Raw genomic sequence first — 23,679 nt, 5'->3', positions numbered from 1 at the left:
TGCGCGTGAGAGCGTGCCGCGGGTGAACGGCGGTAGGCGGCGGGAGCGGATCGCGTTGCGCACGCTGCGCGCGCACCGATGGTTCGCCCTGCTGACGATGACGCGGGTGCTCGGCGCGGCGCTGGCGATCGTCCTGCTGCTCGCGCACCGGGTCACCCACGCCGACCCGCTGCTGGCGGTGATCACCGCCGTCTGGACCCCGCTGTCGCTGTGGACGCTGCGCCGGACCGAGGACTGGGAGTGGGCCCCGGCGGTCTGGGCGGCCGACGGCCTGGCCGCGCTCGGCCTGGTGCTGTCGGGCGGCGACTGGCGCAGCCCGTTCTACGTCTTCACGTTGACGACGCTCGTGCTGCCCGCGACCTCGCTGCCGTGGCGCGCGGCGTTCGCCTGGGGCCTGGGCTCCTCGGCGCTGTATGGAGCGGTCGCCTGGCTGACCGAGAAGCTGCCGGCCGACACGCTGAGCAACACCATCAGGCTGGAGACGCTCGCCACCCACCTGTTCGTTCCCGTGATCGTCACGACCACGCTCGCCTACTCCTCGCTGCTGCTGGACCGCCTGCGCGTCGCGCGCTCGCACTCCGAGCGGCTGGCGCTGCAGGCCGAGCGCCAGCGGATCGCCTGGGAGCTGCACGACTCCGCCAAGCAGCGCGTCCACGCCGCGCACCTGATGTTGTCGGCCTTGGACGCCGACGCGGGCGACACGCACAACCGCGCGCTGCTGGACGGCGCGCTGGCCGAGCTGCGCAACGCGACCGCCGACATGGAGACCAGCGTCGCCGAGCTGCGCACGCCGCTGGACGGCCGTCCGGTCGACGAGCTGCTGCGCGAGCGCGCCGACGAGCTGTCGCGCACCGGCGTCGCGCGCATCGACGTCCGCGGCCGCCTGCCGTCGCTGCCGCCGCTGGTCGCGGCGCACACCTACCGCATCGCCGCCGAGGCGCTGACCAACGCCGTGCGCCACGCCGGCTGCACGGCGATCGAGGTCACGCTGGCGGCCTCCCCTGACATGATCCGCCTGACCATCGCCGACGACGGAGTCGGCATGCCGGCCGAGCCACGCCCCGGTGGCCACGGCCTCCGCTCCATGCACGGGCGCGCCGAGACGATCGGCGCCGACCTGCGCATCGGACCCGGACCAGGAGGGCACGGCACGTCCGTGGCCCTCGCTCTCCCCACCCCCGGAGGTTCCCCATGATCCGCCTGCTCATCGTCGACGACCATCCCGCGATGCGGGCCGGTCTCACGGCCGTCCTGCGCGCCGAGCCCGGCATCGTTCCGCTGGGCGCGGCGTCCTCCGAGGACGATCTGCCGGCGATGCTCGAGCGGACCAGCCCCGACGTCGTGCTGCTGGACTACCACCTCCCGGGCGCCGACGGGCTGAAGCTCTGCCGGCGGATGAAGCGCGAGCAGCCCGCGCCCGCCGTGCTGCTGTACTCGGCCTACGCCGACAGCGCGATGGTCGTCCCCGCGATCCTCGCGGGCGCCGACGGGCTGATGAACAAGTCGGCCCCCGCGCCCGAGCTGTTCGACGCGCTGCGCGCCGTGGCCCGCGGCGACCGCGTCCTGCCGCCGGTCCCGCGCGAGCTGCTGGAGCACGCGGGCACGCGGATCGAGGCCGAGGACCAGCCGATCCTGGCGATGATGATCGACGGGACCTCGCCCGCCGAGGTCGCCGACACGCTGCGCATCGACCAGCGCGACGTCGCGCGGCGGATCGACGGGATGATCGAGCGGCTGCGGGTGGAGATCGCGGCCGTCCAGGCGTAGGCGCGGGCCCGCGCCGGGGCGCGGCGGTCGACGCTCCGCACGCGCCGGCCCTACCCAGAAGGGTAGACGCGCGTGTCTCGAACGCCGCGCCCAACGGTCAGGAACGCTACGGTACCCAGCGTGTCCCGGTCCGCGACGACGACCTCACGGTTCGTGAGCGCCCTGCGCGCGGACGCGGCGGGCGCCGAGCGCGCCCGGCTGGTCGCGGGCATGGCCGACGCGCTGACCGAGCTGGCCTACCCGCAGCTGACCGTCGAGGCCGTCACCGCCCGGGCGGGCCTGCCCCGCTCCCGGTTCCACCAGCACTTCGACGACCTCGAGGACTGCTTCCTGGCCACCTACTCGACCTGCGGCGACCTGCTGCGCGCGCAGACCGCGGCCGCGGTGCTCGACAGCGCCGGGCAGCCCTACGACGAGCGGATCGCCGCCGGCGTGCGCGTGTACCTGCGGACGCTGGCCGAGGAGCCCGGCCTGGCGCGCGTGTTCCTGCGCGACGTCGAGGTCGCGGGCCCGGAGGCGCTGCGTCTCCGCCGCGCGATCGACGAGCAGTTCGCCTCCATGATGGTCACGCTGGCCGAGCAGCACGTCGACGAGCTGCCGCCCGGCTATGCCGTCCACCCCGACATGGCCGCCGAGCTGGTCCACGCGCTGCGGGAGCTGATCCTGGTCAACCTCGCCGACGACCGCGCCGAGGACCTGCCGCGGCTGACCGAGACCGCCACGCGCCTGATCCACGCGGCGCTCGTCGTCGGCGGCTGACCGCGCGCGGCGGCGTTATCGTCTTGGACGATGCGCTCCGTCCTGGACTTCTACCGCGCCCGCCCCGTCACCGGGATCGCGATCTTCCTGATCGGCCTCGCCGTCGCGGTCGCGACGACCTCGCTGAAGAAGGGCGACGGCGTGATCCTGCCGATCGCGTTCGTGATCTTCGCCGGGCTGATCGTCGGCAGCGTCGTGGCGCTCGGGCAGCGCAACCGCCGGGCCGCGCGCGAGCGCGAGCTGGAGGCCGCCTACCAGGCCACGCCCGCCGACGGCGAGCCGCACGCGACGAGCTAGCGCAGGCCCGCGCGCCGGACCGCGAGCGCCCGGCGCAGCCGCGCGCGCGTCGGCGGAGCGACCCGCGCGGGCACGCGCCCGCGCGCGCCCGAGGACGCCGCCGACCCCCGCGACGGCCGGTAGCGCACGCGCTCGCCGCCCAGCGTCCCGCTGACCACGCCCTTGGCCGAGATCGTCAGGCGCCCGTCCAGGCGTCCCGGCCCGTCGACGACGACCGCCCCGACGGCGCCGCCCGCCGGCGAGGTCCGCACGCTCCCGGTGACCCGCAGGCCCGGCACCAGCTGGTAGCGGTGCAGCCGCAGCGAGACGCCGTCGGCCGCCGCCCCGAACCAGCCGCCGCGCAGCCCGCCGCCCTCGACCTTCGTGAAGCCCGCGAAGATCGTCTGCAGCGCGGAGACCTGCGCGTCGGCCAGCGTGTCGAGCACCGCGAACAGCTCGCGCCCGCGCTCGCCCGCCACGCCTGGCGCCCGCCGGTAGTCCGACAGGCTCCCGGCCGGCCGCGACAGCACGGTCACCGCGTTGTCGCGACCCTGGCACGGGTCGCCGATCGCCTGGCCGTCGGCCCAGCGGCCCAGCGCCTTGGCCGCGCAGCCGGTGGTGTCGCTGTCGAGCACGTCGTGGCCGGTGCCCGCGACGGTCAGCAGCTGGGCGCGCGGCAGCGCCGGCAGCAGCTCGCGCGCGTTCTCGGTCGGCGTGCGCGTGTCGAGCCTGCCGCTGAGCAGGAGCGTCGGGACGTCGGGCAGCGGCGCGGTCGACGGCGCGGCGGGCAGGTCGCCCTGCGGCCAGCGCAGGCAGTCGTGGGCGACCGACGTGTCGATGACCGCGTGGCGCGTGAACGGCGCGAACGCGCTGTCGGGGACCGCGTCGCTGCCGTGCAGCCACGCGCTCCAGCGATCGGGGAACGGCGTCGCCCACGTGTAGGGCAGCGCCACGTCGGCGCAGGTCGTCGCGACGTTGAGGCCGGCGCTGAAGTCGGACACCGGCGTGTCCGGACCCTGGGCCAGGCGGCGCAGGCGCAGCAGCGGCGCCGCGTCGCCGTGGGCCGCCGCGTCGATCGCGCCGGGCAGCGCCGCCTGCAGGAACGGGTTGAGGTCGCCCGACATGATCATCAACAGCAGCTCGGACTCGTCGCGGATCGACGTCGTCACGCCCCGCCCGTGCGCGGCCGGGATCGTCCCGCGCACCGGCCGGGCGGCCAGCGTGCGGGTCAGGCGACCGAGGTCGCCGACCGGGTCGGTGGTCGCCGTCGCGCAGCGCGAGCCCGCGCACTGGTCGCGCAGGATCCGCCCGAGCCGCTCGAAGGTGTCCAAGAAGTAGGGGTCGATCCCGTCGGGGCCGACGGCCGAGTCGAGGATCAGCCCGGCGGTCGTCGCGGGGAACCGCCGCGCGTACTGGACCGCCACGTAGGTGCCGTAGCTGACGCCCATGACCTCCAGCGCGGGCGCGCCGACCGCCTGGCGGACGGCCTCGATGTCCTGGACGCTGTCGGTCGTCGAGTAGAACCGCCGCGCCGGGCCGAGCCTCTCCGCGCACGCCTGCACGAGGTGGGTGTCGACCGGGTCCAGCGTGCCCAGCCGCTGCAGCGCCGGGCACGTCAGCGCGCCCGACTTCCCGGTCCCGCGCTGGTCGAGCAGCACGAGCCGGCGGTGGCGGAGGGCGGGCGCCAGCGACACGCGGAACGAGTCGGCGAAGCCGACCGACGGCTGGCCCGGGCCGCCCGAGAGCGCCAGCAGGTAGCCGTCGGCGCCCTTGCGCGCGTTCTCGACGGCGACCGCCAGCTTGACCGTCCCCGGGACCCCGCCGGAGCGGTCCAGCGGCACGGCCACCGTGCCGCACCGAAAATTGGAGGAGTGTTTGCACGGCGTCGTCGTGAGCGCCTGCGCGGGGCCCGCGCCGAGGACGAGGAAGGCGGCGACGGCGAAGACGGCAGGCAGGACGCGGCGGGACATGAGGCGAGGACCGTACTCGCTGCGACCGTCGGGGATCGACCGACGGCCCGCCGCACCCTCAGGACCGGGCGCCGTAGCTGGACGAACGGCCGAGTCAAGCGCCGGCGCCGTGCCGCCGATGCGGTCCCTGATGTCCGACCACTACGCGGTGCGCTGCACCGGCTGCGCGTTCACCTGGAACACCCCGGCGATGGCCGAGGGGCTGCGCGTCCTGGGCTCGTGTCCCAAGTGCCGCGGCGAGCTCGAGTTCCGCGACGACGCGCCCACCGCGTCGGCGGCCTCCGACGCCCGCCCCGCCGACGCCGCGGCGGCCCCGCACATGGTCTTGGGCATCCCGCGCATCTGACGCCGACGGCAAACCCGTGAGCTCCGGGCGCGGGTTGCCCAGCATCCCGCGCATCTGAGCGCGCCGCGGGTCCCCAACGAGCCCGGCGCGCCGGGACCCGCGCCCTGCTGGACTTCGGCTCCGGCGCCACTACCCTCTCGGCATGGAGTCCGAGGGGAGCACCGGGACGAGTCCTGTCCCGGCCGGCGCCGACGCCCGCCAGGCGCTCGCGTCCGAATGGCGTCGGCTGTCGCGCGCCGCGACGGTCGTGGCGGTCCTGACCAGCCCGGCGCTGATGGCGATCCTCATCGGCGTCGACGACTGGCCGTGGGGCTGGGCGCTGCTGGCCACGATCGTCTGCGTCGCCGCCTTCCGCGGGCTCATCGACGTCGTCGCCCATCGCTTCATCCCCCGCCCCAGCCTCTACGGCGCCGACCGCGAGGCGCTGGCCGAGGACGCGACCGACCGCCGCCGCCTCTGGTTCTGGCGCGGCAAGTTCAAGCTGTTGCTGTGGCTGGCGGTCTTCGTCTTCGGCATCCTCGGCACGATCGCGCTGATCACCGGCCAGACGATCGGCGGGCTGCTGTCGAGCATCGGCGACGGCCTGAGCAACAGCACGGTCTGGGTGACGATCGCCTACCTCGGCATCCAGCTGCCGCTGCTGTTCTTCATCAACTTCGCGATCCTCTTCGGGCCGCTGCTGTTCTTCGGCCTCAAGCAGATGAAGGGCTACGAGCCCGGCGACGCCGACTGGGGCGTCCGGCTGGAGGACGTCCGCGGGCAGGCCGAGCCCAAGGAGGACGTCACCCGCGTCATCGAGCTGTGGCAGAGCGGCGAGGCGTTCCGCAAGGCGGGCGGCAAGCCCGAGCGCGGCCTGCTGTTCATCGGCCAGCCGGGCACGGGCAAGACGATGCTGTCGAAGGCGATCGCGACGTCGTTCAACTCGCCGATCGTGACGATGCCCGGCTCCGGCTTCGCGCAGACGTTCATCGGCATGGACGTCGTCGTGGTGATGTTCCTGATCCGCAAGGCGCGCAAGCTCGCCCGCAAGTGGGGCGGCCAGTGCATCATCTTCATCGACGAGATCGACGCCGTCGGCCTGCGTCGCCAGGCGCTGAACGGCGCCAACGCGGCCGGCCTCCAGCCGCTGTTCAGCGAGCAGGTCGAGCAGCAGTACTACGGGCCCTGGGGCGCCGTCTCGGCCTCCGGCGACCTCATCAGGGAGAACGCCGCGTGGCGCGAGCACCTCTTCGCCGGCCGCGCGCCCGGCGTCGTGCCGGTGATGCCCGCCGGCCTGGCGCGGATGTACGGGCGGATCAACGACTTCATCATGCCCGGCGGCATGGGCGGCATGGGCGGCGGCATGGCGCTCAACCAGCTGCTCGTGCAGATGGACGGCGTCGACGAGCCCAAGTTCTGGGCGAAGTTCTGGACCAACCGCGTCAACAACATCCTCGACGCCTCCTACATCGTCCCGCGCAAGCTGCTCGGCAAGTCCATGCGATTGCCTTCGCCGCGGCCTCGCCCCGAGCAGATCTACTTCATCGGCGCCACCAACGTCCCGATCGACCGCCTCGACCCGGCGCTGATCCGCCCGGGCCGCATGGGCCGCCACGTGTGGTTCCGCACGCCGACCAAGGACGACCGCGCCGACATCTTCGACCTCTACCTGGCGAAGGTCGCGCACGACCCGGCGCTCGACGCGCCGCGCAAGCGCGACGAGCTGGCGCGCATCACCAACGGCTACTCGCCGGCGATGATCGAGCAGATCTGCTCGATGGCGCTGACCTACGCGCACAGCTCGGGCCGCCACGAGTTCACGTGGCAGGACATCGTCGAGGCGATGACGACGATCGAGTCGGGCACCGCCCAGAAGATCGACTACATCGCCGAGGAGTCGCGCTCGACGGCGATCCACGAGGCCGGCCACGCGGTCGCCGCGCACGTGTACATGCCGTCGGTGCTGTCGACGCGCCTGTCGATCCGCAAGCGCGGCGGCTCGCTCGGCCACCACCAGGTGATGGAGGTCGAGGAGCGCTTCATCAAGTGGCGCCACCAGGAGGTCGCCGACATCGTCTGGGGCCTCGGCGCGATGGCCGCCGAGCACGTCTTCTACGAGGAGAACGGCACGGGCGTCGGCGGCGACATCCAGGGCGTCACGTTCCGCGCCGCGGCGATGGTCGGCTTCTCGGGCATGGGCCCGGTCCCGGTCGACCTGTCGCACAAGGAGTTCGCCTCCGACGAGGAGCGCGACGAGGCCGAGCAGAAGATCATGGAGCGCTACGAGCGGATCGGCCTGAAGATCATCAGCCGGTCGCGCGGCATGACGCAGAGCGGCGACTCGATCGCAACGATCCTCGCCGACCCGCACAAGCGCCGGATGGCCGCGCAGATCCTCGGCCAGGCCTACCTGACCGCGATCGCCGTCGTCCGCCACAACCGCGACAAGGTCGCCTACATCGCCGACGTGCTGGTCGAGCGCAAGGAGATCTACGGCGACGACGTGCTGGAGCTGCTCGACCAGGCCGAGCTGGAGGCGCCGACCATCGACCCCACCGACGAGACCCTGTGGCCGAAGCTGTGAGCGAGCACGACATCGACGACGCGCCCCGCGCGCAGGACGAGGAGACGGCCGTGTCCCGCGACCGCCCCGACCCGCGCAAGCGCCCGCCGGACCCGGCGGGCACGCAGCCCAAGTGGGATCCCGACGACCTGCTGCCCCGGGAGACGCCGCGCGCCGCGTCCGGCCGCCTGTGGGCGACTGCGCCGGAGGGCGAGGAGGAGGAGGAGGAGGCCGACGAGGGCGACGCCCCCGGGCGCGTGGCGGTCGCCGCGACGGCCGCGCCCGCGGCGGAGGCCGGCGCGAGCGCCGGCGCCGGCGCCGCGGCGGCCGGGTCCGCCACCGTCGAGGACGCCGACGACGCTGCCCGTCACTCCAGGTACTCCGCGCGCTTCCAGTTCCTGCTCGGCGCGCTGCTGGCCGTCGGCATCGCCTCGGTCGCGCTGCTGGCCGCCGTGCTGGCGGGCGGCAAGGACGACACGACGATCGTCCTCAAGGCCGGCCCCGCGTGGTCGCCGTGGCGCCCGAGCGCCACGTCCGGGACCGCGGCCGCCAACCAGATCGCCTCGCACGTCGGCGGCGAGTACAAGCTGCCCAACGGCCGGCAGCTGGTCGGCGTCGTCGGCGGGCCGCTGGAGGTCCAGCAGGTCCCGGTGACGATCGCCATCCAGCAGCCCGCGGCCCAGGGCGGCGCGGTGAGCTTCCTCGACGACGGCGCGGGCGTCATGTACCGGATGAACGGCATCGGGACCGCCGACAGCCGCATCCCCGGCCGCCCGTCGACCGACCGCCATCTGCTGCTGCGGCGCGAGGCGCTGGAGCTGGCGCTGTACTCGTTCCACTACCTCGGCGTGTCGGAGGCCGTGGTGCTGTTCCCGCCCAGCGTGCGCCAGGTCCGCAGCGCGACGACCGGCAAGCTCGTCCAGCAGAAGGCCGACCCGACCGCGCTGCTGTTCCGCCGCAGCCAGCGCGACGTGCAGACCGCGCTGGCCCGCCCGCTGAGCGCCACGCTGTCGGCCAAGACGCCGACGGTCAGCGGCGTCACGCGCTCGCCCGACCGCCCCGCCGTCGAGGCGATCACCGACGACAAGACCTACACCTACAAGCTGCAGGAGGCCAACACCGACCTGCGGCTGTTCCTCGTCCTCGCCCCGCTCCGGATCCGCTGACGCGCCGCACGCCGAGCGAACGCGCCGCGCTGGCGGCGGCCAAGGCCCGCCTGGACCGGCTGGGCCTCTACCCGCGCCCGGTCGCGCTGCGCCGCACGGTCCGGATCCTCACGGTGCCCTGGCTGTTCCGGCTGCCGTGGTTCTCGCGCTTCGACGGCTACACGATGTGGGACCTGATCCTGCTGCGCGCGCCGCTGGAGCGGGCGAGCGCCGACCTGATCTGCCACGAGCTCTGCCATGTCTGGCAGATGCAGCACAAGCCGATCTCCATGCCCTTGAGCTACCTCTACCGCGGCTACGCCTCCAACCCCTATGAGGTGGAGGCGCGCCGGTCGGTGGACCTGACCCGCTGAGCGAGGCTCACGGGGACCGTTTCCTGCGCCTCACGCCCGCGACGGGCCGGCCTCGCGGTCGAAGCGCGAGCACTCGGACACCGGCATCCGCGGGTACTTGGGCCAGTTGGGGTCCTTGAGCCCGAGCGTGCACATGCTGAACAGCGAGCCCCGGCCGCTCTTGATGAGCTTCTGGTGCGTGCAGTGGTCGCAGAGGCCGAAGCGGGGCGGGTCGTCCATCGTGCTCCGGAGCTTGGCAGGCCCGCGCGCGGACCGGGATCGCGCCCGCCTTCGAAGGTTCGTTTCCCGTGCAACTAGACTGGGTGCGGACTTGGCGATCTTCCGACGACTCCTCGGCTTCCTCGCGCCCTATCGGCGCGGCGTCGTGCTGTCCGGTGTGCTGGCGGCCGCCGCGATGGCGATGACCGTCCTGATCCCGTGGCTGACCGGTCAGGCGATCGACCAGATCCGCGCGGGCGACGGCCATCGGCTGGACCGGTACGGGCTGCTCGTGGCGGGTGCCGGCGTGGCGCGGCTGGTGCTGACCGTCGGCCGGCGGCTGGTCGCCGGCCGGGTGTCGCTGGGCGTGGAGTACGACCTGCGCCAGCGCCTGTACACCCACCTGCTGTCGCTGGAGCTGGCGTTCTTCGACCGCCAGCAGACCGGCCAGCTGATGTCGCGCGCCACCGTCGACCTGGCGGCCGTGCGCTTCTTCCTGGGCTACGGCCTGGTGTTCATCATGCAGTCGGCGCTGACGATCATCCTGGCCGGGGTCGCGATGACGCTGGTCGACCCCCTGCTGGCGGCGATCTCGCTGCTGCCGGTGCCGTTCGTCGTGGTGATCGCGTCGCGCTACGGGCGCCGCGCGCGCCCCGCGCAGCAGGCGGTCCAGCAGCGGGTCGCGGAGCTGACCGCCGACGCGGAGGAGTCGATCGGCGGCGTGCGCGTCGTCAAGGCGTTCGCCCGCGAGGACCGGCAGCTGGCGCGCTTCGCGACCTCGACGCGGCGGGTCTTCGACCAGGAGATGGTCGCGACGCGGCTCAGCGCGTTCTACCAGCCCTTGATCGGCTTCCTGCCGCAGATCGGCCTGGCCTGCGTGCTGCTGATCGGCGGGCGCCGCGTGGTCGCGGGCCACATGACGCTGGGCGACTTCGCCGCGTTCTACTCCTACCTGTTGATGCTGCTGGTGCCGATGCGCCAGCTCGGCATGACGCTCGGCCTGGCGCAGCGCGCGACGGCGTCCGGCGCGCGGCTGTTCGAGATCTTCGACCGCGGGCCGCGGATCACCGCGCCGGCGGACGTGACGCCGCTGCCGGAGGGCAACGGCCACGTGGTCCTCGACGACGTCACGTTCACCTACGCCAACGCGCCGCGGCCGGCGCTGCGCGACGTGTCGCTGGACGTCCCGGCCGGGACGACGGTCGCGCTGGTCGGCGCCACCGGCTCGGGCAAGACCACGTTGGTGCAGTTGCTCGGGCGCCTGTACGACGTGGACGCCGGCGCGGTGTCGATCGACGGCGCCGACGTGCGGTCGGTCGACCCGGTGCAGCTGCACCACGCGATCGCGACCGTCGACGACTCCCCCTTCCTGTTCTCCTCGACGATCGCCGACAACATCGCCTACGCGCGCGGCGGCGACGCGATGGTCGACCGCGAGGACATCGAGCGGGCCGCGCGGCGCGCGCAGGCCCACGACTTCATCATGGCCTTGCCCGACGGCTACGACACGCGCGTCGGCGAGCGCGGCCTGACGCTGAGCGGCGGCCAGCGCCAGCGCGTCGCGATCGCCCGCGCGCTGCTGGCCGACCCGCGGATCCTGATCCTCGACGACGCGACGTCGGCCGTGGACGCCTCGACCGAGCAGCACATCAAGGACGCGCTGCGCGAGGTGATGGCCGGGCGCACGACGTTCGTCATCGCCCACCGGCTGTCGACGATCGCGCTGGCCGACGTCATCGTGGTGGTCGAGGACGGCGAGATCGTCGCCGAGGGCACGCACGACGAGCTGCTGGAGATCTCCGAGCTGTACCGCGAGATCGTCGAGAAGGGCCTGCCCGACCAGGTCTTCCTCAACCGCGAGGACCCCGAGCGCGAGGTGGCGGGCCTGTGAGCGCGTCTGCGTTTCGCATGCGAGATGACCTGCGGCGGCGGCTGGCCGCGACGGGCGGACGCCGGCGCAAGATCAGCGGGATCGTCGCGATGCTACGCCCCTACCGGCGCCAGACCGCGCTCATGTTCGTGGCCTTGGTGTTGGGCACGGCCGCCGGGCTGGCGCCGGCGCCGCTGGCCAAGCAGGCGATCGACCGCGGCATCACGCGCGGCGACACCGGCGCGCTGACGGTCATCGTCGTGTTGTTCATCATCAGCGCGCTGGTCGTCTGGGTGACGTCGTTCGCCCAGACCTACCTGACCAACTGGGTCGGGCAGCGCGCGCTGCAGGACCTGCGGATGGACGTCTTCCGCCACCTGCAGGAGATGCCGGTCGGCTTCTACGAGCGGCGGCCGGCGGGCGTGCTGATCTCGCGGCTGACCAACGACGTCGAGGCGCTGGAGCAGATGGTCACCGACGCGGTGGTCACGTTGTTCCAGGCGTCGCTCACGTTGGTGGGGTCGATCGTCATCCTGCTGCTCTTCGACGTCAAGCTGGCGTTGTTGACGTTCTTGATCTTCCCGGTGATGGCCGTCGGGTCGTTCGCGTTCCGGCTGGCGTCGGCGGACGCCTTCGCCCGCACGCGCGAGACGATCGGGTCGCTGACCGCGTACCTGCAGGAGTCGCTGAGCGGCATCCGCGTGCTGAAGACGTTCGCGCAGGAGCCGCGCCACGTCGGGCACTTCGCCGAGCTGAACGCCGACAACCGCCGCGCCAACATGGTCACGGTGAACCTGAACGCCGCGTACTTCCCGGCGGTCGAGTTCGTCAGCGCGGTCGCGACGGTCGGCATCCTGCTCTACGGCGGCCACCAGGTCCTCAGCGGCAGCGTGACGATCGGCGTGCTGGTCGGGTTCATCGCGGCGCTGAACGGGTTCTTCGACCCGATCTCGCAGCTGTCGCAGGTCTACACGACCTACCAGAGCGGCATGGCGGCGCTGGACAAGATCTTCGCGCTGCTGGACGAGCAGCCGGACCTGGTCGACGCGGACGACGCGGACGAGCTGCCGCGCCCGCTGCGCGGCGAGATGGAGTTCGACGACGTGACGTTCTCCTACTCGACCGCCGAGGGCGTGAAGACCGCGCTGTCGGAGATCTCCTTGCACATCCCGCCGGGCCAGACGGTGGCGCTGGTCGGCGAGACCGGCGCGGGCAAGTCGACGCTGGCCAAGCTCGCGGCGCGGTTCTACGACCCGACGTCGGGCGCGATCCGCGTCGACGGCCACGACCTGCGCGACGTCACCATGAAGTCCTTGCGGTCGCAGATGGGGATCGTGCCGCAGGAGGGCTTCCTGTTCAGCGGGACGCTGCGCGAGAACATCGCCTTCGGCGTGGCCGAGGGCGACGAGGTCGACGACGCCGTGCTGGAGCGCGCGTGCCGCGCGGTCGGCGCGTGGGACTTCGTCGGGCGCCTGGAGCAGGGGCTGGACACGCAGATCGGCGAGCGCGGCGTGCAGCTGTCGGCGGGCCAGCGCCAGTTGGTGGCCTTCGCGCGGGCGCTGGTCGCCGATCCGCGCATCCTCGTGCTCGACGAGGCGACGTCCAACGTGGACCTGCGGACCGAGACGATCATCGAGGACGGCCTGCGGCGCCTGCTGGCGGGTCGCACGGCGATCGTGATCGCCCACCGGCTGTCGACGATCCGCCAGGCCGGTCGCATCGTCGTGCTCGAGCACGGGCGGATCGTGGAGTCCGGGACCCACGAGGAGCTGCTGGCCGCGCAGGGCCACTACTGGCGCCTGTACCGCGACTGGGCGGAGCAGGCGGCGGCTTAGGCCGCCGTGCCCGCCAGCGCGCTGAGCGCGGCCCACTCGGCGATCGTCGCGCCGGCGCGCAGCGCCGCCAGCTCCCAGCGGATCGCGCGGCAGAGGCCGACGACGTCCAGCAGCGCCTCGACGTCGTGGGTCCGCACGCGGCTGTGGAGGCGGACCGGGACCGTCAGGTCGGGCTCGTGGCCGCCGAAGCGGTCGAGGGTCAGCGAGCGGGCGTAGTCGGCCTCGGCGGTCGACAGCGCGTGGAGCGGGCGCTGGGCGTCGGCGACCTGGTCCAGCAGCGCGATCGGGTCGGCGATCCCGCGCGAGCGCAGCAGCTCGACGGCGAGCGCGGCCTCGAGCTTGACGGTCACCGCGACCGACGGCGACGTGCCGTCCGCGGCCGCCTCGGCGCGCAGGCGCGTGGCGGCGTCGGGCGCCAGCGTCAGCGCTCGATGCAGCTCGCCGGGGCGGCGGACGTCCCAGGCGCGGATCTCGTCGTCGGCGAAGGAGGGGATCGCGAAGCTCATGGTGCGAGATAATATCTCCGCCGTGGACGGAATCGCGCGCGGGCCCCATCCGCTCTCCCTGGCCGACTGGCCCTTCGGGTCGGCGGCGCGCCGCGGGCTTCTCGCCGCCGTCCTCCTCCGCCCCGCTCCCGCCACCGGCTGGAGCACGCGCGAGCTGGAACGCCTTGCCGGGGTGACGCGCGGCGGCCTGCGCCACGCGCTCGACGGCGCGCAGGCCTGGGGCCTGATCGCCCGCGACGCCGACGGCCGCTGGCACCGCCCCGCGCGCGAGAGCGACCTCGCCGCGCCGCTGCGCGAGCTGCTCGTCGCGATCGACTCGTCTCACCCTGAGACGATGACGGCGGCGGCGCCACCGCCGCCGCCCGGCAAGCGCTCCCGCCGCCGCGCGACGATCCTGCGCCACCTCGACGCCGCCGGCCCCGCCCACGTCACCGAGTTGTCGTCCTTGACCGGCGCCTCCCGCGCGACGGTCTATCGCGAGCTACGCGCGCTGCGCGACGCGCGCGCCATCACGGTGCGCCGCGGCGTGGCGACGCGCCGGCGCGGAGCGCTCTAGCCGGCCCGGCCCACCCGCCGCCGGCGTTCCGGGTCACTCCCGACGTCAGATCGACGTTCGCAGTGACCCGCGTCGCGGGGTTGGCGCCCGGTACGGCCGCCGGCTCAGGCCGGCAGCGCGCCGCTGACCACCACGCGGCCCTTGCCCGCGCGCTTGGCGGCGCGCAGGGCGCCGTCCGCCGCCTGCAGCAGCGAGTCGGCGTCGGTGGCGTCGTCGGGCAGGAGCGCGAGGCCGACGGAGGCGCCGAGGTGGATGCCGTCCAGCTCCAGGCGCTCGGAGGCGGCGGACACGGCGACGATCGCGCGGTCGGCGATGGCGCGGAGGGTCTCGGGGTCGGCGTCGGGGACGAGGATCGCGAACTCGTCGCCGCCGAGGCGGGCGACGAGGTCCTCGGCGCGCGCGGCGGAGCGCAGGGCCTGGGCGGCGGCGGTCAGCGCCGCGTCGCCGCCGTGGTGGCCGTGGTCGGTGTTGACCTGCTTGAAGCCGTCGAGGTCGACGAGCAGCAGGCCGATCCGGTCGGTCGCGCGGCGTCCGGCCGCGGCGGCGTGCTTGCCCAGCCAGGCCATCAGCGCGCGGCGGTTGGCCAGCTCGGTCAGCGGGTCGTGCAGCGCCTCGGCGCGGGCGTCGTCGCGCATGGCGGCCAGCTCGCGGCGAGCGGCCATCATCAGCGCGCCGGTCATCGCGAACGTGATCCCGAGCGTGATCGTGATCGAGAGGCCGGGCGCGCGGAACGCCCGGTCGTCGTAGGCCAGCGGGAGCACGTGCAGGCCGCAGACGACGGCCAGCGCGGCGGCGGCGATCCGCGTCTCGTAGAACCACGAGCAGTAGACGACGATCAGCAGCGGCAGCGAGCGCAGCGGCGACGCCGAGCCGCCGGAGGCCGCGACCGCCACCGGGATCAGCGCCAGCGACAGGCCGGTCCCGGCCTGGAAGAGCGGGATCAGCGAGCGCTTGGCGGGCAGCGTGCCGAGCAGCAGCGCCCAGCCGAGCCCGAAGCCACCCGCGGCGAACAGCACGTCCTCGTGCGCGCGATGGGCGCCGGGCAGCAGCGGATAGCTGAGGAAGATCAGCCCGAAGGCGATCCAGGCGCCGACGGCACAGCGAACGGCGAGCAGCTCGCGGGCCCAGCGGGCGGTGCGTCGGTCGACGGAGAGGATCCGCATGTCGCCTTCGGGTGTTCGGCCGCGCGGAGGGCAGCTTGACCGGTGAGGTCAGCCGTTCAGCGCCCGAACAGGCGCCGGCGCTTCGGCGCGGCCGTCGTCCCCGCACCCGGGGCGAAGCCGGGCGGCGCCTTGGAGGTCGCGTGCCCCTGCGGCGGCGCCGCGCCGACCGGCGACGAGGCGGCACGCGGCGCGGCGGACCCCGGCGCCGGCGCCGGCGCCGGCGTCGCCGCCACGCCACCCGCTCCGATCTGCCGCCGCGCGGGCGACGCGCCCGCCAGCGCCGTGCGGCGCGTGTCGTACATGTGCGGGACCTGCTCGTCGACCTTGGCCAGCAGGTCGTCGCGCTCCTTGCGCGCCTTCGGGACGTCCGTCAGCAGACGGTCCGTCGGGCGCAGCTCCGCTTCGGTCGCGGCGGGGATGTGGCGCACCTTCGCCTTGATCGCGCTGTGGCGGACGGCCAACGCCGCCTGCATCTGCGCGTCGCCGGCGTCGAACGCCCAGCCGTGGAAGCCGACCCACACGACCCCTCCGCCCTCGTCCCGCAGCGCGCTGCGCGGCGACGCGAACCGGAAGTGGCGCGAGAACTGAAACGCCTCGCGCTCGTCGTGGAACCGCAGCCGGAAGCCGACGAAGACGTCGACGAACTGCCGGCCCAGCTCACCACCCTGCTCCCGCATCGCGGGCAGCAGCGAGGGATCGGCCGAAGGCAGCTCGTGCACGTCTTCCAGGTGGATCGACCGACCACGCCGGAACTTGCGCGCCGGCTTGCGCCCTGCGTCCGAGCGCGGGACCATCGGCTCGACCACCACCCCACCGGCTCGGGAGCCGCCGCCATGCCGCAGATCCTCTACGCGATCCTGCTCGTCCTCCTCGTCGCCTTCACGGCGCTGAAGGTGGCCAACGGCACCTGGTACGGGACCTGGTGCGCCTCGGACCGCCCCGCCCGCGGACCGCAGTTCCCCGGCGGCCCGCACGTCGACCGCTGAGCGCTGAGACGCCCGCCCGTCCTACGATCGACCCATGGACGACCACATCCAGGTCCGCCGCGGCTGGATCTACCTCGACGGCGCCCGCCAGGACGACGGCACGATCAAGATCGGCACCGGCCAGGAGCTGAAGCTGAACCCGATCGAGGCCATCGGCGAGCGCAAGAACTCCCCGATCCCGCTCGGCGGCGCGATCTGGAAGGCGTCCGTGCAGCGCCTCGTCTTCTGGCGCCGCTAGAGACGACGAAACCCCCGCTTGAGCGGGGGTTTCGTGCAAAGCTGCCGGACTAGGACTCGAACCTAGAATACCTCGTCCAGAGCGAGGCGTGTTGCCATTACACCATCCGGCAAAGGGGCGCCGCGGCAGAGAAGTATAGAGCCCTGCGGCGGGTCAGGCCGCGTCGCGGGTGCCGGGCGCGAACTGCGCGGTGATCGCGTCCTCCAGGCCCGGGTCGAGCACGAGCAGGACCTCGTCGCCGGCCTCGATGACCGTGTCGGCCTTGGGCACGAAGCCGCGGCCCTCGCGCAGCAGCGAGATGATCAGCGCGCCCTCGGGCAGCGCCATGTCCTGCACCGCGCGGCCCGCGGCGGGCGACGTCGACGTCACCTCGACCTCGATGATCTCCAGCTGCTCGTCGCGCAGGTCCAGCAGGTGCACCAGCCCGTACGAGGGCACCTCGTGCTCGATCAGCCGCAGGATCAGGTCGGTGGCGGACACCGCCGGCTGGATCCCCAGCAGCTCGAACCAGGCCCGGTTGCGCGGGTTGTTGACGCGGGCGATGATCCGCTCGCAGAGGTACTTCTCCTTGGCGATCTGGCAGATCAGGAGGTTGTCCTCGTCGTCGCCCGTGACCGCGATGCAGAGGTCGGCGCGCTGGATGCCCGCGCGCTCCAGGACCCACAGCTCGGTCGCGTCGCCGTACTGGATCGCGTGCTCCAGCTCCTGCTCGATCGTCAGGTAGCGCGTGCGGCGCGACTCGATCAGCGTGACCTCGTTGCCCTTGCCGATCAGCTCGCGCGCGAGGTTCCAGCCCACCTTGCCGCCGCCGGCGATGATGACGTACATCTCGAAAGCCTTCCTAGCCGATCTCGGAGAGCGCCGACGTGAACATCTCGATCGCGTGCTGCGTCGGGCAGATCGTGTGCAGCCCCTGCTCGCGGTACCAGGCGGCGCGCGCCGGGTCCATCACGCGGACGATGACCTTCTCGACCTCGTAGTGCTTCTGCGCGATCTGCGAGATCGTCAGGTTGGTGTTGTCGCCGTCGGTCGAGGCGATGAAGACGTCGGCGTCCTGGATGCCGGCCTCCGTCAGCGCGTCGACCTCCATGCCGTGGCCGACCGTGAACCGCCCGCCGGCCTCCTCCCAGGATCGGTCCATGCCGACCTCGAGGCGCTCGTGCGACAACGGGTCCTCGTCGAGGACCGAGACGGTGTGGCCGAGGGCCAGGGCTGACCGGGCGACGGCCGATCCGACGCGGCCCGCACCGACGATGAGGATGAACATCGGAGCGAACATTACCCAGAGGACTGCCGATCGGGACCTCACCGGCCCGCGCGGCTCATTCCTCGCGCAACGGCGGCGCCGCGCTGATGCCCTGATCGCTCGTGGCCGGCGACGGCTGCCGCTCGGGATCCGTCGTGTCCTTGACCGGCACGTCCGACGACGGCGGCGCGGTCAGGATCACCTCGCACCCGGCCTTGGAGACCACGTACTTCGTGGCGTCCCCGACGAAGTTGTCCATCGGCCCGCCGCGCCCGCCGAGCAGCGCGCCGCCGCGGATCCGCGACGGCTCCTCGGCCGCCAGCACGATCGCCTGCACGCCGCGCCGGCGCGCCTCCTCGACGATCGCCGCGCCCGCCCGCCGCGCGCGCACGGTCGCGGTCGCGACCTCGACGCCCTCGTACTCCTCCCCCACGGCCTTGGCCCGCCGCAGCGCGGCCCGCGCGCGCTCCAGCTGCGCGTCGGGCAGCCGCGCGTCGATCGGCAGCGCCATCGGGACCTCGAAGATCCACAGCGCCTCGATCGTCGAGCCGGCCTCGTCGCCGAGGCCCTCGTCGCGCTCGTCGCCGGCCAGGCGCCCGGCGGTCTGGATCATGTCGTCGTCCAGCGGCGTGCCGGTCAGCGGCACGAGGATCGACCCGAACTCCAGCTCCTCGCGCTCGAGCTTCAGCGCCGCCTCGGGCACGATCACGCGCTTGAGCAGCGACTTGCCCTCCAGGCGCCGGTAGACGACGTAGGTCCCCAGGCCGAAGGCCATCCAGCCGAACCCGACGTAGCGCGCGCCCGCGTGCGTGACGACGACCGACAGCCACGCCGCCGCGCTCAGCACGGCGCCGATGACCGCCGGCAGCGGCAGCGACGCGCCGCGGAAGGGCACCGACCACGGCACGCTGTAGAAGCGCTCCGACGCGGGCTCGCGGTAGCGCAGGGAGATGATCGACAGGTGCGCGATCGTCAGCCCCAGCAGCGCGCCGAACGCGTAGATGCCGACGAGGAAGTCGAGGTCCTCGGGGACGATCAGCGCGCCCGCGATCACCGCCGCGATGACGATCAGCACGAACGGCGTCGACCGCGTCGGATGCAGGCGCCCGAGCGCGCTCGGGATCTGCCGGTTGCGCGACAGCGAGTAGGCCAGGCGCGACAGCCCGAGCATCGCGCTGTTGGCCGCGGCGATCAGCGTGGCCGTCGCCGCGACCGCGATCGTGTACTTGAAGAAGTCGCTCAGCCAGGCGGTGTGGAACGTCTCGGCGATCGCGAGGACCGGCGCCTCCAGGTGCTCCCCCGAGGACAGCTCGGTCTTGCCGTCCACGACCGGGAACGCGGTCATCGCCACCAGCGCGATGCCGACGTAGACGACCATGACGACCGCGGTCGCCGAGCCGATCAGCCGCTTCAGCGCGCCACGCGACGCGGTCACCTCGCCCGACAGCCCCGCCGCGCTCTCCAGGCCGGTGAACACGACGGTCGCGACGCCCAGCGCGAAGACCACGTCGTTCCACTTCGGCGTCGTGCCGAGGTGGATCGGGTCGACGAGCGTGTGCCAGTCGAAGAACGCCGCCAGCCCGATGACGATCAGCAGCAGCTGCAGGCCGACGTCGGCGAGGACCAGCGCCGTGATCCGGTTGACGCGCGACTTCGAGAAGCCGCGGATGTTGCGCGCCGCGACGTAGACGACGATCCCCAGCGCCAGCACGACCTCCAGCGACCCGTGCCCGAGCCGGCCCCAGAACACCGCCAGGTAGTTGGTGGCGCTGAACGCGGTGACCGCGATCAGGATCGTGTAGTCGAGCAGGATCGCCCAGCCGGCGATGAAGCTGACCAGCTCGTTGAAGCCGTAGCGGGCGAAGACCGTCGACCCGGCGCGCTCGGGGTGCAGCGACGCGCCCTCGACGTAGGTCATCGCCGCCAGCGCGAAGAACAGCCCGGCGACGAGGAACACGATCGGCGTCAGGCCGAGCGCGTGGTCGGCGACGACGCCGAGCGAGAAGTAGATCGCCGACGCGACCGCCGTGTAGATGATCGCGAACAGCGCGGGCTGTCCGAGGCCGCGGCCGAGCATCAGCGCGTCCCGCCCCCGCCGCCACCGCGCACGCGCTTGTTGATGTAGATCCGGCCGATCCCGGCGGCCACGAACAGCGGGCCGAGCAGGAAGCCCAGCGCGAAGCCGTGCGACGCGCCCGCCAGCGTGCGCACGAAGATCGCGACGCCGAGGACGATCAGAACGACCGACAGGACGTTGGAGGCTTGGCGATGGACGTCGCGAGGCGCGGGCATGGTGTGGGTTTCGGGTCCTACCCCAGGACGGTGATCGGGCGCTTGGAGATCGGGCCCTTCACCGGATCGGACTGGATGATCACGCGACACGGCCGCTCGGCCAAGACGGTCTCCAGGGTCTTGCCGAAGAGCGTCCCGCCCGTGCGCGGCGGCAGCGGCGCGACGACGGCCTGGGCGCGCAGCGTGCGGGCCTCCTGGACGATCATGCGCCCGGCGCCACCGGCGCGGACCTTCTCGGTGTGGCCGGTCACGCGGCGGCCGCCCTGGAGGCGCGCCTGCTCGATGATCGACTCGGCCGCCGACTCGGCCTCGGGCAGCGCGGCGTCGATCGGCGAGGACTGCGGCACCGCGATGTAGACGAGCACGTGGATGCCGCGCCGGCGCCGCGCCGCGAGCTTGGCCGCGGTCGCCACCGCGCCTTTGGAGTAGGGCTGCGCCGCGTCCAGCACGACGAGCACCGACTCGTACTCGGCCTCGTGCTCCAGCACCGGGCGCTGGATCGCGACCTTGGTCGTCGTCGTCAGGTCCAGGCCCTGGCGGCGGCGGTAGACCGGGTAGATCGCCATGCCCAGCGCCAGCCAGCCGATGCCGGCCAGCGCGACGTCGACGTGCAGCGCGGTCACGACGACGAACGCCAGGAACGTGAAGATCCCGCCGAACAGCGCGAACAGCGGCAGCGAGCGGCCGCCGCTGATCGCGAGGTTGCCGGGCCCGCGCCACGGGCGCCGCGCCTCGGGCTGGGCCAGCCGCAGCTTGACGACCGCCACGTGCGCGACCGTGAACGACAACATCGCCCCGAAGGCGTACATGTTGCCGAGGAAGTCCGCCTTGCCCGGGATCACCGCGACGCACGCGATCGCGCCGAAGATCGCGATGCCGATGTAGGGCGTGCCGTACTTGGGGTGCAGCTGGCGCAGGCGGTCGGGCATCTGCCGGTGGACGCCCATCGAGTACACGAGCCGCGACACGCCGATGATCCCGGCGTTGGAGGCGATCAGCAGGATCGTCGCCGCCAGGATGCCGACGTAGACCTCCATCGGCCCCTGCAGGAAGCCGAGGTCGAAGCTCTTGACGACGCCGAGCACCGGGTCGCCCGCGTAGCCGCCCTGGGCCTCGGTCTGCCCCAGCTGCGTGACGTAGCCGCCGCCGGCCGTCTGGTGCACCGGCAGCGCGCTGAGGGCGACCATCGGCAGCAGCGAGTAGATCGCGAAGACCGCGATCACCACGCGGTTGATCGCCGCCGGGATCGTCTTCTCCTCGTCCTTGGCCTCCTCGGCCATGTTCGAGATCGTCTCGATGCCGGTGTAGGCGATCATGCCGACCGGGATCGCGACGAAGAAGTCCTTCCACGTCGGCGCGATCCCGAAGTGGACGTTGTCGACCAGCGTGTGCGGGCTGAAGACCAGGAACAGGCCGACGGCGACCAGCAGCAGCTGGGTGAAGAAGTCGACGACGGCCAGGCCGATGTTCACGCCCGCGGACTCCTTCACGCCGCGGACGTTGACCGCCGCCAGCACGACGATCAGGCCGATCGTGAAGAAGATGTCCCCCGGCGAGTGGCGCAGCGCGTCGATGTGCGCGACGCCGCCGAGGTAGTGCGGCACGAAGAACGCGGAGATCGCGATCGTGATCGTGTAGTTGAGCATCTGCGCCCAGGCGGCGAAGAAGCTCCACAGCTCGTTGAACGCGTGGCGGGCGAACGACGACGAGCCGCCGGCCTCCGGGTACATCGCCGTGGCCTCGGCGTAGGTGGCGGCCGTCAGGTAGAAGATGAACCCGGTGATGACGAACACCACCGGCGTGAGGCCCAGCGCGAAGCTGGCCACCAGGCCGAGCGCGTAGTAGATCGACGAGCCGACGTTGCCGTAGGCGGTCGAGAAGAGCGCGTTGACCCCGAGGACGCGCTGAAGACCATGGAGGCGGCGTTCGGCCATCGAGCGCTGAGCAGTGTAGGCGCGACGGCGGCGTCACGCGCTGCCGGGTGCGTCCGCGCGCCCGAACCGCGCATCTCCGCGCCCGCGCCACGGGTAGGCCGTTCCCATGACCGATCCGCGCCACCCCGCCACCACGACCGACGCCGGGATCCCGGCCGTCAGCGACGAGCACTCGCTGACCGTCGGGCCGGCCGGCCCGATCGCCCTGCACGACCACTACGTCGTGCAGAAGATGCAGCACTTCAACCGCGAACGGGTGCCGGAGCGCGTCGTCCACGCCAAGGGCGGCGGCGCGCACGGGTTCTTCGAGGTCACCAACGACGTCACGGCGTTCACCAAGGCCGCGTTCCTGGACAAGGTCGGCAAGAGGACCGACATGTTCGCGCGCTTCTCGACGGTCGCCGGCGAGCAGGGCTTCCCCGACACCGTGCGCGACCCGCGCGGGTTCGCGCTGAAGTTCTACACCGAGGACGGCAACTTCGACATGGTCGGCAACAACACGCCGGTCTTCTTCGTCCGCGACCCGTCCAAGTTCCAGGACTTCATCCACTCCCAGAAGCGCCTGCCCGACACCGGCCTGCGCTCCAACGACATGCAGTGGGACTTCTGGACGCTGTCGCCCGAGAGCGCCCACCAGGTCACGATCCTGATGTCGGACCGCGGCATCCCGCGCACCTGGCGCCACCAGCACGGCTTCTCCAGCCACACCTACTCCTGGGTCAACGCGGGCGGCGAGCGCTTCTGGGTCAAGTATCACGTCCGCACCGACCAGGGCATCGAGAACATCGCCGAGGACGAGGCGGCGCGGATGGCCGGCGAGGACGCCGACTTCCACCGCCGCGACCTCGACCAGGCGATCCGCAAGGGCGACGCGCCGTCGTGGACGTTCTCGGTGCAGGTGATGCCGTTCGCCGACGCCGCCGACTACCACGTCAACCCCTTCGACCTGACCAAGGTCTGGCCGAAGGGCGACTACCCGCTGATCGAGGTCGGCCGCATGACGCTCAACCGCAACCCGGAGAACTTCTTCGCCGAGGTCGAGCAGTCGAGCTTCAACCCCTCCAACCTGGTCCCCGGCACCGGCCTGTCCCCCGACCGCATGCTGATGGCCCGCATCTTCAGCTACCACGACACGCACCTGCACCGCATCGGCCCCAACTACGAGCAGCTGCCGATCAACCGCCCGCGCTGCCCCGTCCACTCCTACAACAAGGACGGGCACATGACCTACCACCACAGCGGCGCCCAGCCCGTCTACGCGCCGAACTCCTACGGCGGCCCGGCGGCCGACCCGTCGCGCGCCACCGAGATCGGATGGGACGTCGAGGCCGGCGAGGTGGCGCGCACCGCCTACGCCAAGCGCCGCGACGACGACGACTTCGGCCAGCCCGGACGGCTCGTGCGCGACGTGATGGGCGACGCCGAGCGCGACGCGCTGGTGGGCAACGTCGTCGGCCACGCCTCGCAGGACGTCACGCGGGCGATGCAGCTGCGGGTCGTCGCCTACTGGAACCGCGTCGACGCGGGCATCGGCGCGCGCGTCGCCGCCGGCCTGGGGCTCAGCGACGGGCGGGCGCCCGACCCGCAGGAGATGCGGGCCGCGCAGGAGCTCGTTGACAGCCGGGCGGGGAGCGCCTGACGCCAACGGAGCGGGCGGGCGGGCCGTCGCGGCCCGC

General features: G+C 72.8%; 24 protein-coding genes and 1 tRNA gene. 14 read left to right on the top strand and 11 right to left on the bottom strand.

The genetic code is table 11. The features are described from left to right. Window positions 1-22 precede the first annotated feature (22 nt). The 4 genes from VFG42_RS05445 (at window position 23) to VFG42_RS05430 (ending at window position 2,823) form a co-directional block, all read left to right on the top strand. On the top strand, window positions 23-1,195 hold the full coding sequence (locus tag VFG42_RS05445; RefSeq protein WP_324906066.1) for a sensor histidine kinase: 1,173 nt from the start codon (window positions 23-25) through the stop codon (window positions 1,193-1,195). Then, on the top strand, window positions 1,192-1,767 hold the full coding sequence (locus VFG42_RS05440) for a response regulator (protein ID WP_324906064.1): 576 nt from the start codon (window positions 1,192-1,194) through the stop codon (window positions 1,765-1,767). Before VFG42_RS05445 ends, VFG42_RS05440 begins: the two co-directional genes overlap by 4 nt. A gap of 120 nt (window positions 1,768-1,887) precedes the next feature. Next, window positions 1,888-2,526 (top strand): TetR/AcrR family transcriptional regulator, encoded by a 639-nt coding sequence (locus tag VFG42_RS05435; protein ID WP_324906062.1) that lies wholly within the window; start codon window positions 1,888-1,890, stop codon window positions 2,524-2,526. Window positions 2,527-2,556: 30 nt separating this feature from the next. Next, a complete protein-coding gene (locus VFG42_RS05430; RefSeq protein ID WP_324906060.1) occupies window positions 2,557-2,823 on the top strand; it encodes a hypothetical protein in 267 nt (88 codons plus the stop codon). Here the strand turns inward: VFG42_RS05430 and VFG42_RS05425 are convergent. Continuing rightward, window positions 2,820-4,772 carry an alpha/beta hydrolase gene (locus tag VFG42_RS05425; RefSeq protein WP_324906058.1) on the bottom strand — a complete coding sequence of 651 codons (1,953 nt, stop codon included), beginning with the start codon at window positions 4,770-4,772 and terminating at the stop codon, window positions 2,820-2,822. The two genes, VFG42_RS05430 and VFG42_RS05425, sit on opposite strands and share 4 nt — an antisense overlap. A 130-nt stretch (window positions 4,773-4,902) precedes the next feature. Between VFG42_RS05425 and VFG42_RS05420 the strand changes: the two genes are divergently transcribed. From VFG42_RS05420 to VFG42_RS05405, 4 genes are all read left to right on the top strand, one after another. Continuing rightward, window positions 4,903-5,118, top strand: a complete 216-nt coding sequence (locus tag VFG42_RS05420) for a hypothetical protein (RefSeq protein WP_324906056.1) — start codon at window positions 4,903-4,905, stop codon at window positions 5,116-5,118. A gap of 142 nt (window positions 5,119-5,260) precedes the next feature. Further along, on the top strand, window positions 5,261-7,681 hold the full coding sequence (locus tag VFG42_RS05415; protein WP_324906054.1) for an AAA family ATPase: 2,421 nt from the start codon (window positions 5,261-5,263) through the stop codon (window positions 7,679-7,681). Continuing rightward, a complete protein-coding gene (locus VFG42_RS05410) occupies window positions 7,678-8,826 on the top strand; it encodes a hypothetical protein (protein ID WP_324906052.1) in 1,149 nt (382 codons plus the stop codon). The genes VFG42_RS05415 and VFG42_RS05410 overlap by 4 nt, the downstream gene beginning before the upstream one ends. A gap of 113 nt (window positions 8,827-8,939) precedes the next feature. After that, window positions 8,940-9,179, top strand: a complete 240-nt coding sequence (locus VFG42_RS05405; protein ID WP_324906050.1) for a hypothetical protein — start codon at window positions 8,940-8,942, stop codon at window positions 9,177-9,179. A gap of 30 nt (window positions 9,180-9,209) precedes the next feature. Here VFG42_RS05405 and VFG42_RS05400 read toward each other — a convergent pair whose 3' ends face one another. After that, entirely contained in the window at window positions 9,210-9,398 is a 189-nt protein-coding gene (locus VFG42_RS05400; RefSeq protein ID WP_324906048.1) for a hypothetical protein, read from the bottom strand. A 91-nt stretch (window positions 9,399-9,489) separates the two neighbouring features. Here VFG42_RS05400 and VFG42_RS05395 point away from each other — a divergent pair, with 91 nt between their 5' ends. Both VFG42_RS05395 and VFG42_RS05390 read left to right on the top strand, forming a co-directional pair. After that, a complete protein-coding gene (locus tag VFG42_RS05395) occupies window positions 9,490-11,268 on the top strand; it encodes an ABC transporter ATP-binding protein (RefSeq protein ID WP_324906046.1) in 1,779 nt (592 codons plus the stop codon). Window positions 11,269-11,285: 17 nt separating this feature from the next. Beyond that, a complete protein-coding gene (locus VFG42_RS05390; RefSeq protein ID WP_324906044.1) occupies window positions 11,286-13,082 on the top strand; it encodes an ABC transporter ATP-binding protein in 1,797 nt (598 codons plus the stop codon). Here the strand turns inward: VFG42_RS05390 and VFG42_RS05385 are convergent. Beyond that, window positions 13,079-13,588 (bottom strand): hypothetical protein, encoded by a 510-nt coding sequence (locus VFG42_RS05385; RefSeq protein WP_324906042.1) that lies wholly within the window; start codon window positions 13,586-13,588, stop codon window positions 13,079-13,081. The two genes, VFG42_RS05390 and VFG42_RS05385, sit on opposite strands and share 4 nt — an antisense overlap. Before the next feature lie 22 nt (window positions 13,589-13,610). Here VFG42_RS05385 and VFG42_RS05380 point away from each other — a divergent pair, with 22 nt between their 5' ends. Further along, a complete protein-coding gene (locus tag VFG42_RS05380; protein ID WP_324906040.1) occupies window positions 13,611-14,144 on the top strand; it encodes a helix-turn-helix domain-containing protein in 534 nt (177 codons plus the stop codon). 104 nt (window positions 14,145-14,248) lie between these two features. Here the strand turns inward: VFG42_RS05380 and VFG42_RS05375 are convergent, their stop codons facing one another. Both VFG42_RS05375 and VFG42_RS05370 read right to left on the bottom strand, forming a co-directional pair. Further along, window positions 14,249-15,307: a GGDEF domain-containing protein gene (locus tag VFG42_RS05375; protein WP_324906038.1), complete on the bottom strand. Its 1,059-nt coding sequence runs from the start codon at window positions 15,305-15,307 to the stop codon at window positions 14,249-14,251. A gap of 56 nt (window positions 15,308-15,363) precedes the next feature. Next, complete coding sequence (locus tag VFG42_RS05370; protein WP_324906036.1) at window positions 15,364-16,026, bottom strand: hypothetical protein; 663 nt, start codon at window positions 16,024-16,026, stop codon at window positions 15,364-15,366. A 114-nt stretch (window positions 16,027-16,140) separates the two neighbouring features. On the opposite strand from VFG42_RS05370, the gene VFG42_RS05365 reads away from it, so the two are divergent. Continuing rightward, window positions 16,141-16,293, top strand: coding sequence for a hypothetical protein (locus VFG42_RS05365; protein ID WP_324906034.1), 153 nt, complete (start codon window positions 16,141-16,143; stop codon window positions 16,291-16,293). 34 nt (window positions 16,294-16,327) lie between these two features. Then, window positions 16,328-16,531 carry a hypothetical protein gene (locus tag VFG42_RS05360; protein ID WP_324906032.1) on the top strand — a complete coding sequence of 68 codons (204 nt, stop codon included), beginning with the start codon at window positions 16,328-16,330 and terminating at the stop codon, window positions 16,529-16,531. Window positions 16,532-16,572: 41 nt separating this feature from the next. Here the strand turns inward: VFG42_RS05360 and VFG42_RS05355 are convergent. From VFG42_RS05355 to VFG42_RS05330, 6 genes are all read right to left on the bottom strand, one after another. Further along, window positions 16,573-16,643, bottom strand: a tRNA-Gln gene (locus VFG42_RS05355). A 41-nt stretch (window positions 16,644-16,684) separates the two neighbouring features. Then, window positions 16,685-17,359 carry a potassium channel family protein gene (locus tag VFG42_RS05350; RefSeq protein ID WP_324906030.1) on the bottom strand — a complete coding sequence of 225 codons (675 nt, stop codon included), beginning with the start codon at window positions 17,357-17,359 and terminating at the stop codon, window positions 16,685-16,687. A 13-nt stretch (window positions 17,360-17,372) separates the two neighbouring features. Next, window positions 17,373-17,798, bottom strand: a complete 426-nt coding sequence (locus tag VFG42_RS05345; RefSeq protein WP_324906028.1) for a TrkA family potassium uptake protein — start codon at window positions 17,796-17,798, stop codon at window positions 17,373-17,375. A 55-nt stretch (window positions 17,799-17,853) separates the two neighbouring features. Next, window positions 17,854-19,854, bottom strand: coding sequence for an amino acid permease (locus VFG42_RS05340; RefSeq protein WP_324906026.1), 2,001 nt, complete (start codon window positions 19,852-19,854; stop codon window positions 17,854-17,856). Next, window positions 19,854-20,069 (bottom strand): hypothetical protein, encoded by a 216-nt coding sequence (locus VFG42_RS05335; protein ID WP_324906024.1) that lies wholly within the window; start codon window positions 20,067-20,069, stop codon window positions 19,854-19,856. Before VFG42_RS05335 ends, VFG42_RS05340 begins: the two co-directional genes overlap by 1 nt. 17 nt (window positions 20,070-20,086) lie before the next feature. After that, on the bottom strand, window positions 20,087-22,003 hold the full coding sequence (locus VFG42_RS05330) for an APC family permease (RefSeq protein ID WP_324906021.1): 1,917 nt from the start codon (window positions 22,001-22,003) through the stop codon (window positions 20,087-20,089). Between the two features lie 106 nt (window positions 22,004-22,109). On the opposite strand from VFG42_RS05330, the gene VFG42_RS05325 reads away from it, so the two are divergent. After that, window positions 22,110-23,642 carry a catalase gene (locus tag VFG42_RS05325; RefSeq protein WP_324906019.1) on the top strand — a complete coding sequence of 511 codons (1,533 nt, stop codon included), beginning with the start codon at window positions 22,110-22,112 and terminating at the stop codon, window positions 23,640-23,642. Window positions 23,643-23,679 lie beyond the last annotated feature (37 nt).

The sequence above is a fragment of the Baekduia sp. genome (assembly GCF_035685985.1).
Taxonomy (GTDB): domain Bacteria; phylum Actinomycetota; class Thermoleophilia; order Solirubrobacterales; family Solirubrobacteraceae; genus Baekduia.
This window is presented reverse-complemented; position numbering and strand designations above follow the sequence as displayed.

Coding starts and splice junctions, on each gene's coding strand:
- VFG42_RS05335 (WP_324906024.1), bottom strand. CDS start 20,069: ATGCCCGCGCCTCGCGACGTCCATCGCCAAGCCTCCAACGTCCTGTCG.
- VFG42_RS05360 (WP_324906032.1), top strand. CDS start 16,328: ATGGACGACCACATCCAGGTCCGCCGCGGCTGGATCTACCTCGACGGC.
- VFG42_RS05385 (WP_324906042.1), bottom strand. CDS start 13,588: ATGAGCTTCGCGATCCCCTCCTTCGCCGACGACGAGATCCGCGCCTGG.
- VFG42_RS05390 (WP_324906044.1), top strand. CDS start 11,286: ATGCGAGATGACCTGCGGCGGCGGCTGGCCGCGACGGGCGGACGCCGG.
- VFG42_RS05430 (WP_324906060.1), top strand. CDS start 2,557: ATGCGCTCCGTCCTGGACTTCTACCGCGCCCGCCCCGTCACCGGGATC.
- VFG42_RS05325 (WP_324906019.1), top strand. CDS start 22,110: ATGACCGATCCGCGCCACCCCGCCACCACGACCGACGCCGGGATCCCG.
- VFG42_RS05420 (WP_324906056.1), top strand. CDS start 4,903: ATGTCCGACCACTACGCGGTGCGCTGCACCGGCTGCGCGTTCACCTGG.
- VFG42_RS05415 (WP_324906054.1), top strand. CDS start 5,261: ATGGAGTCCGAGGGGAGCACCGGGACGAGTCCTGTCCCGGCCGGCGCC.
- VFG42_RS05440 (WP_324906064.1), top strand. CDS start 1,192: ATGATCCGCCTGCTCATCGTCGACGACCATCCCGCGATGCGGGCCGGT.
- VFG42_RS05350 (WP_324906030.1), bottom strand. CDS start 17,359: ATGTACGTCATCATCGCCGGCGGCGGCAAGGTGGGCTGGAACCTCGCG.
- VFG42_RS05365 (WP_324906034.1), top strand. CDS start 16,141: ATGCCGCAGATCCTCTACGCGATCCTGCTCGTCCTCCTCGTCGCCTTC.
- VFG42_RS05375 (WP_324906038.1), bottom strand. CDS start 15,307: ATGCGGATCCTCTCCGTCGACCGACGCACCGCCCGCTGGGCCCGCGAG.
- VFG42_RS05340 (WP_324906026.1), bottom strand. CDS start 19,854: ATGCTCGGCCGCGGCCTCGGACAGCCCGCGCTGTTCGCGATCATCTAC.
- VFG42_RS05330 (WP_324906021.1), bottom strand. CDS start 22,003: ATGGCCGAACGCCGCCTCCATGGTCTTCAGCGCGTCCTCGGGGTCAAC.
- VFG42_RS05400 (WP_324906048.1), bottom strand. CDS start 9,398: ATGGACGACCCGCCCCGCTTCGGCCTCTGCGACCACTGCACGCACCAG.
- VFG42_RS05425 (WP_324906058.1), bottom strand. CDS start 4,772: ATGTCCCGCCGCGTCCTGCCTGCCGTCTTCGCCGTCGCCGCCTTCCTC.
- VFG42_RS05345 (WP_324906028.1), bottom strand. CDS start 17,798: ATGTTCATCCTCATCGTCGGTGCGGGCCGCGTCGGATCGGCCGTCGCC.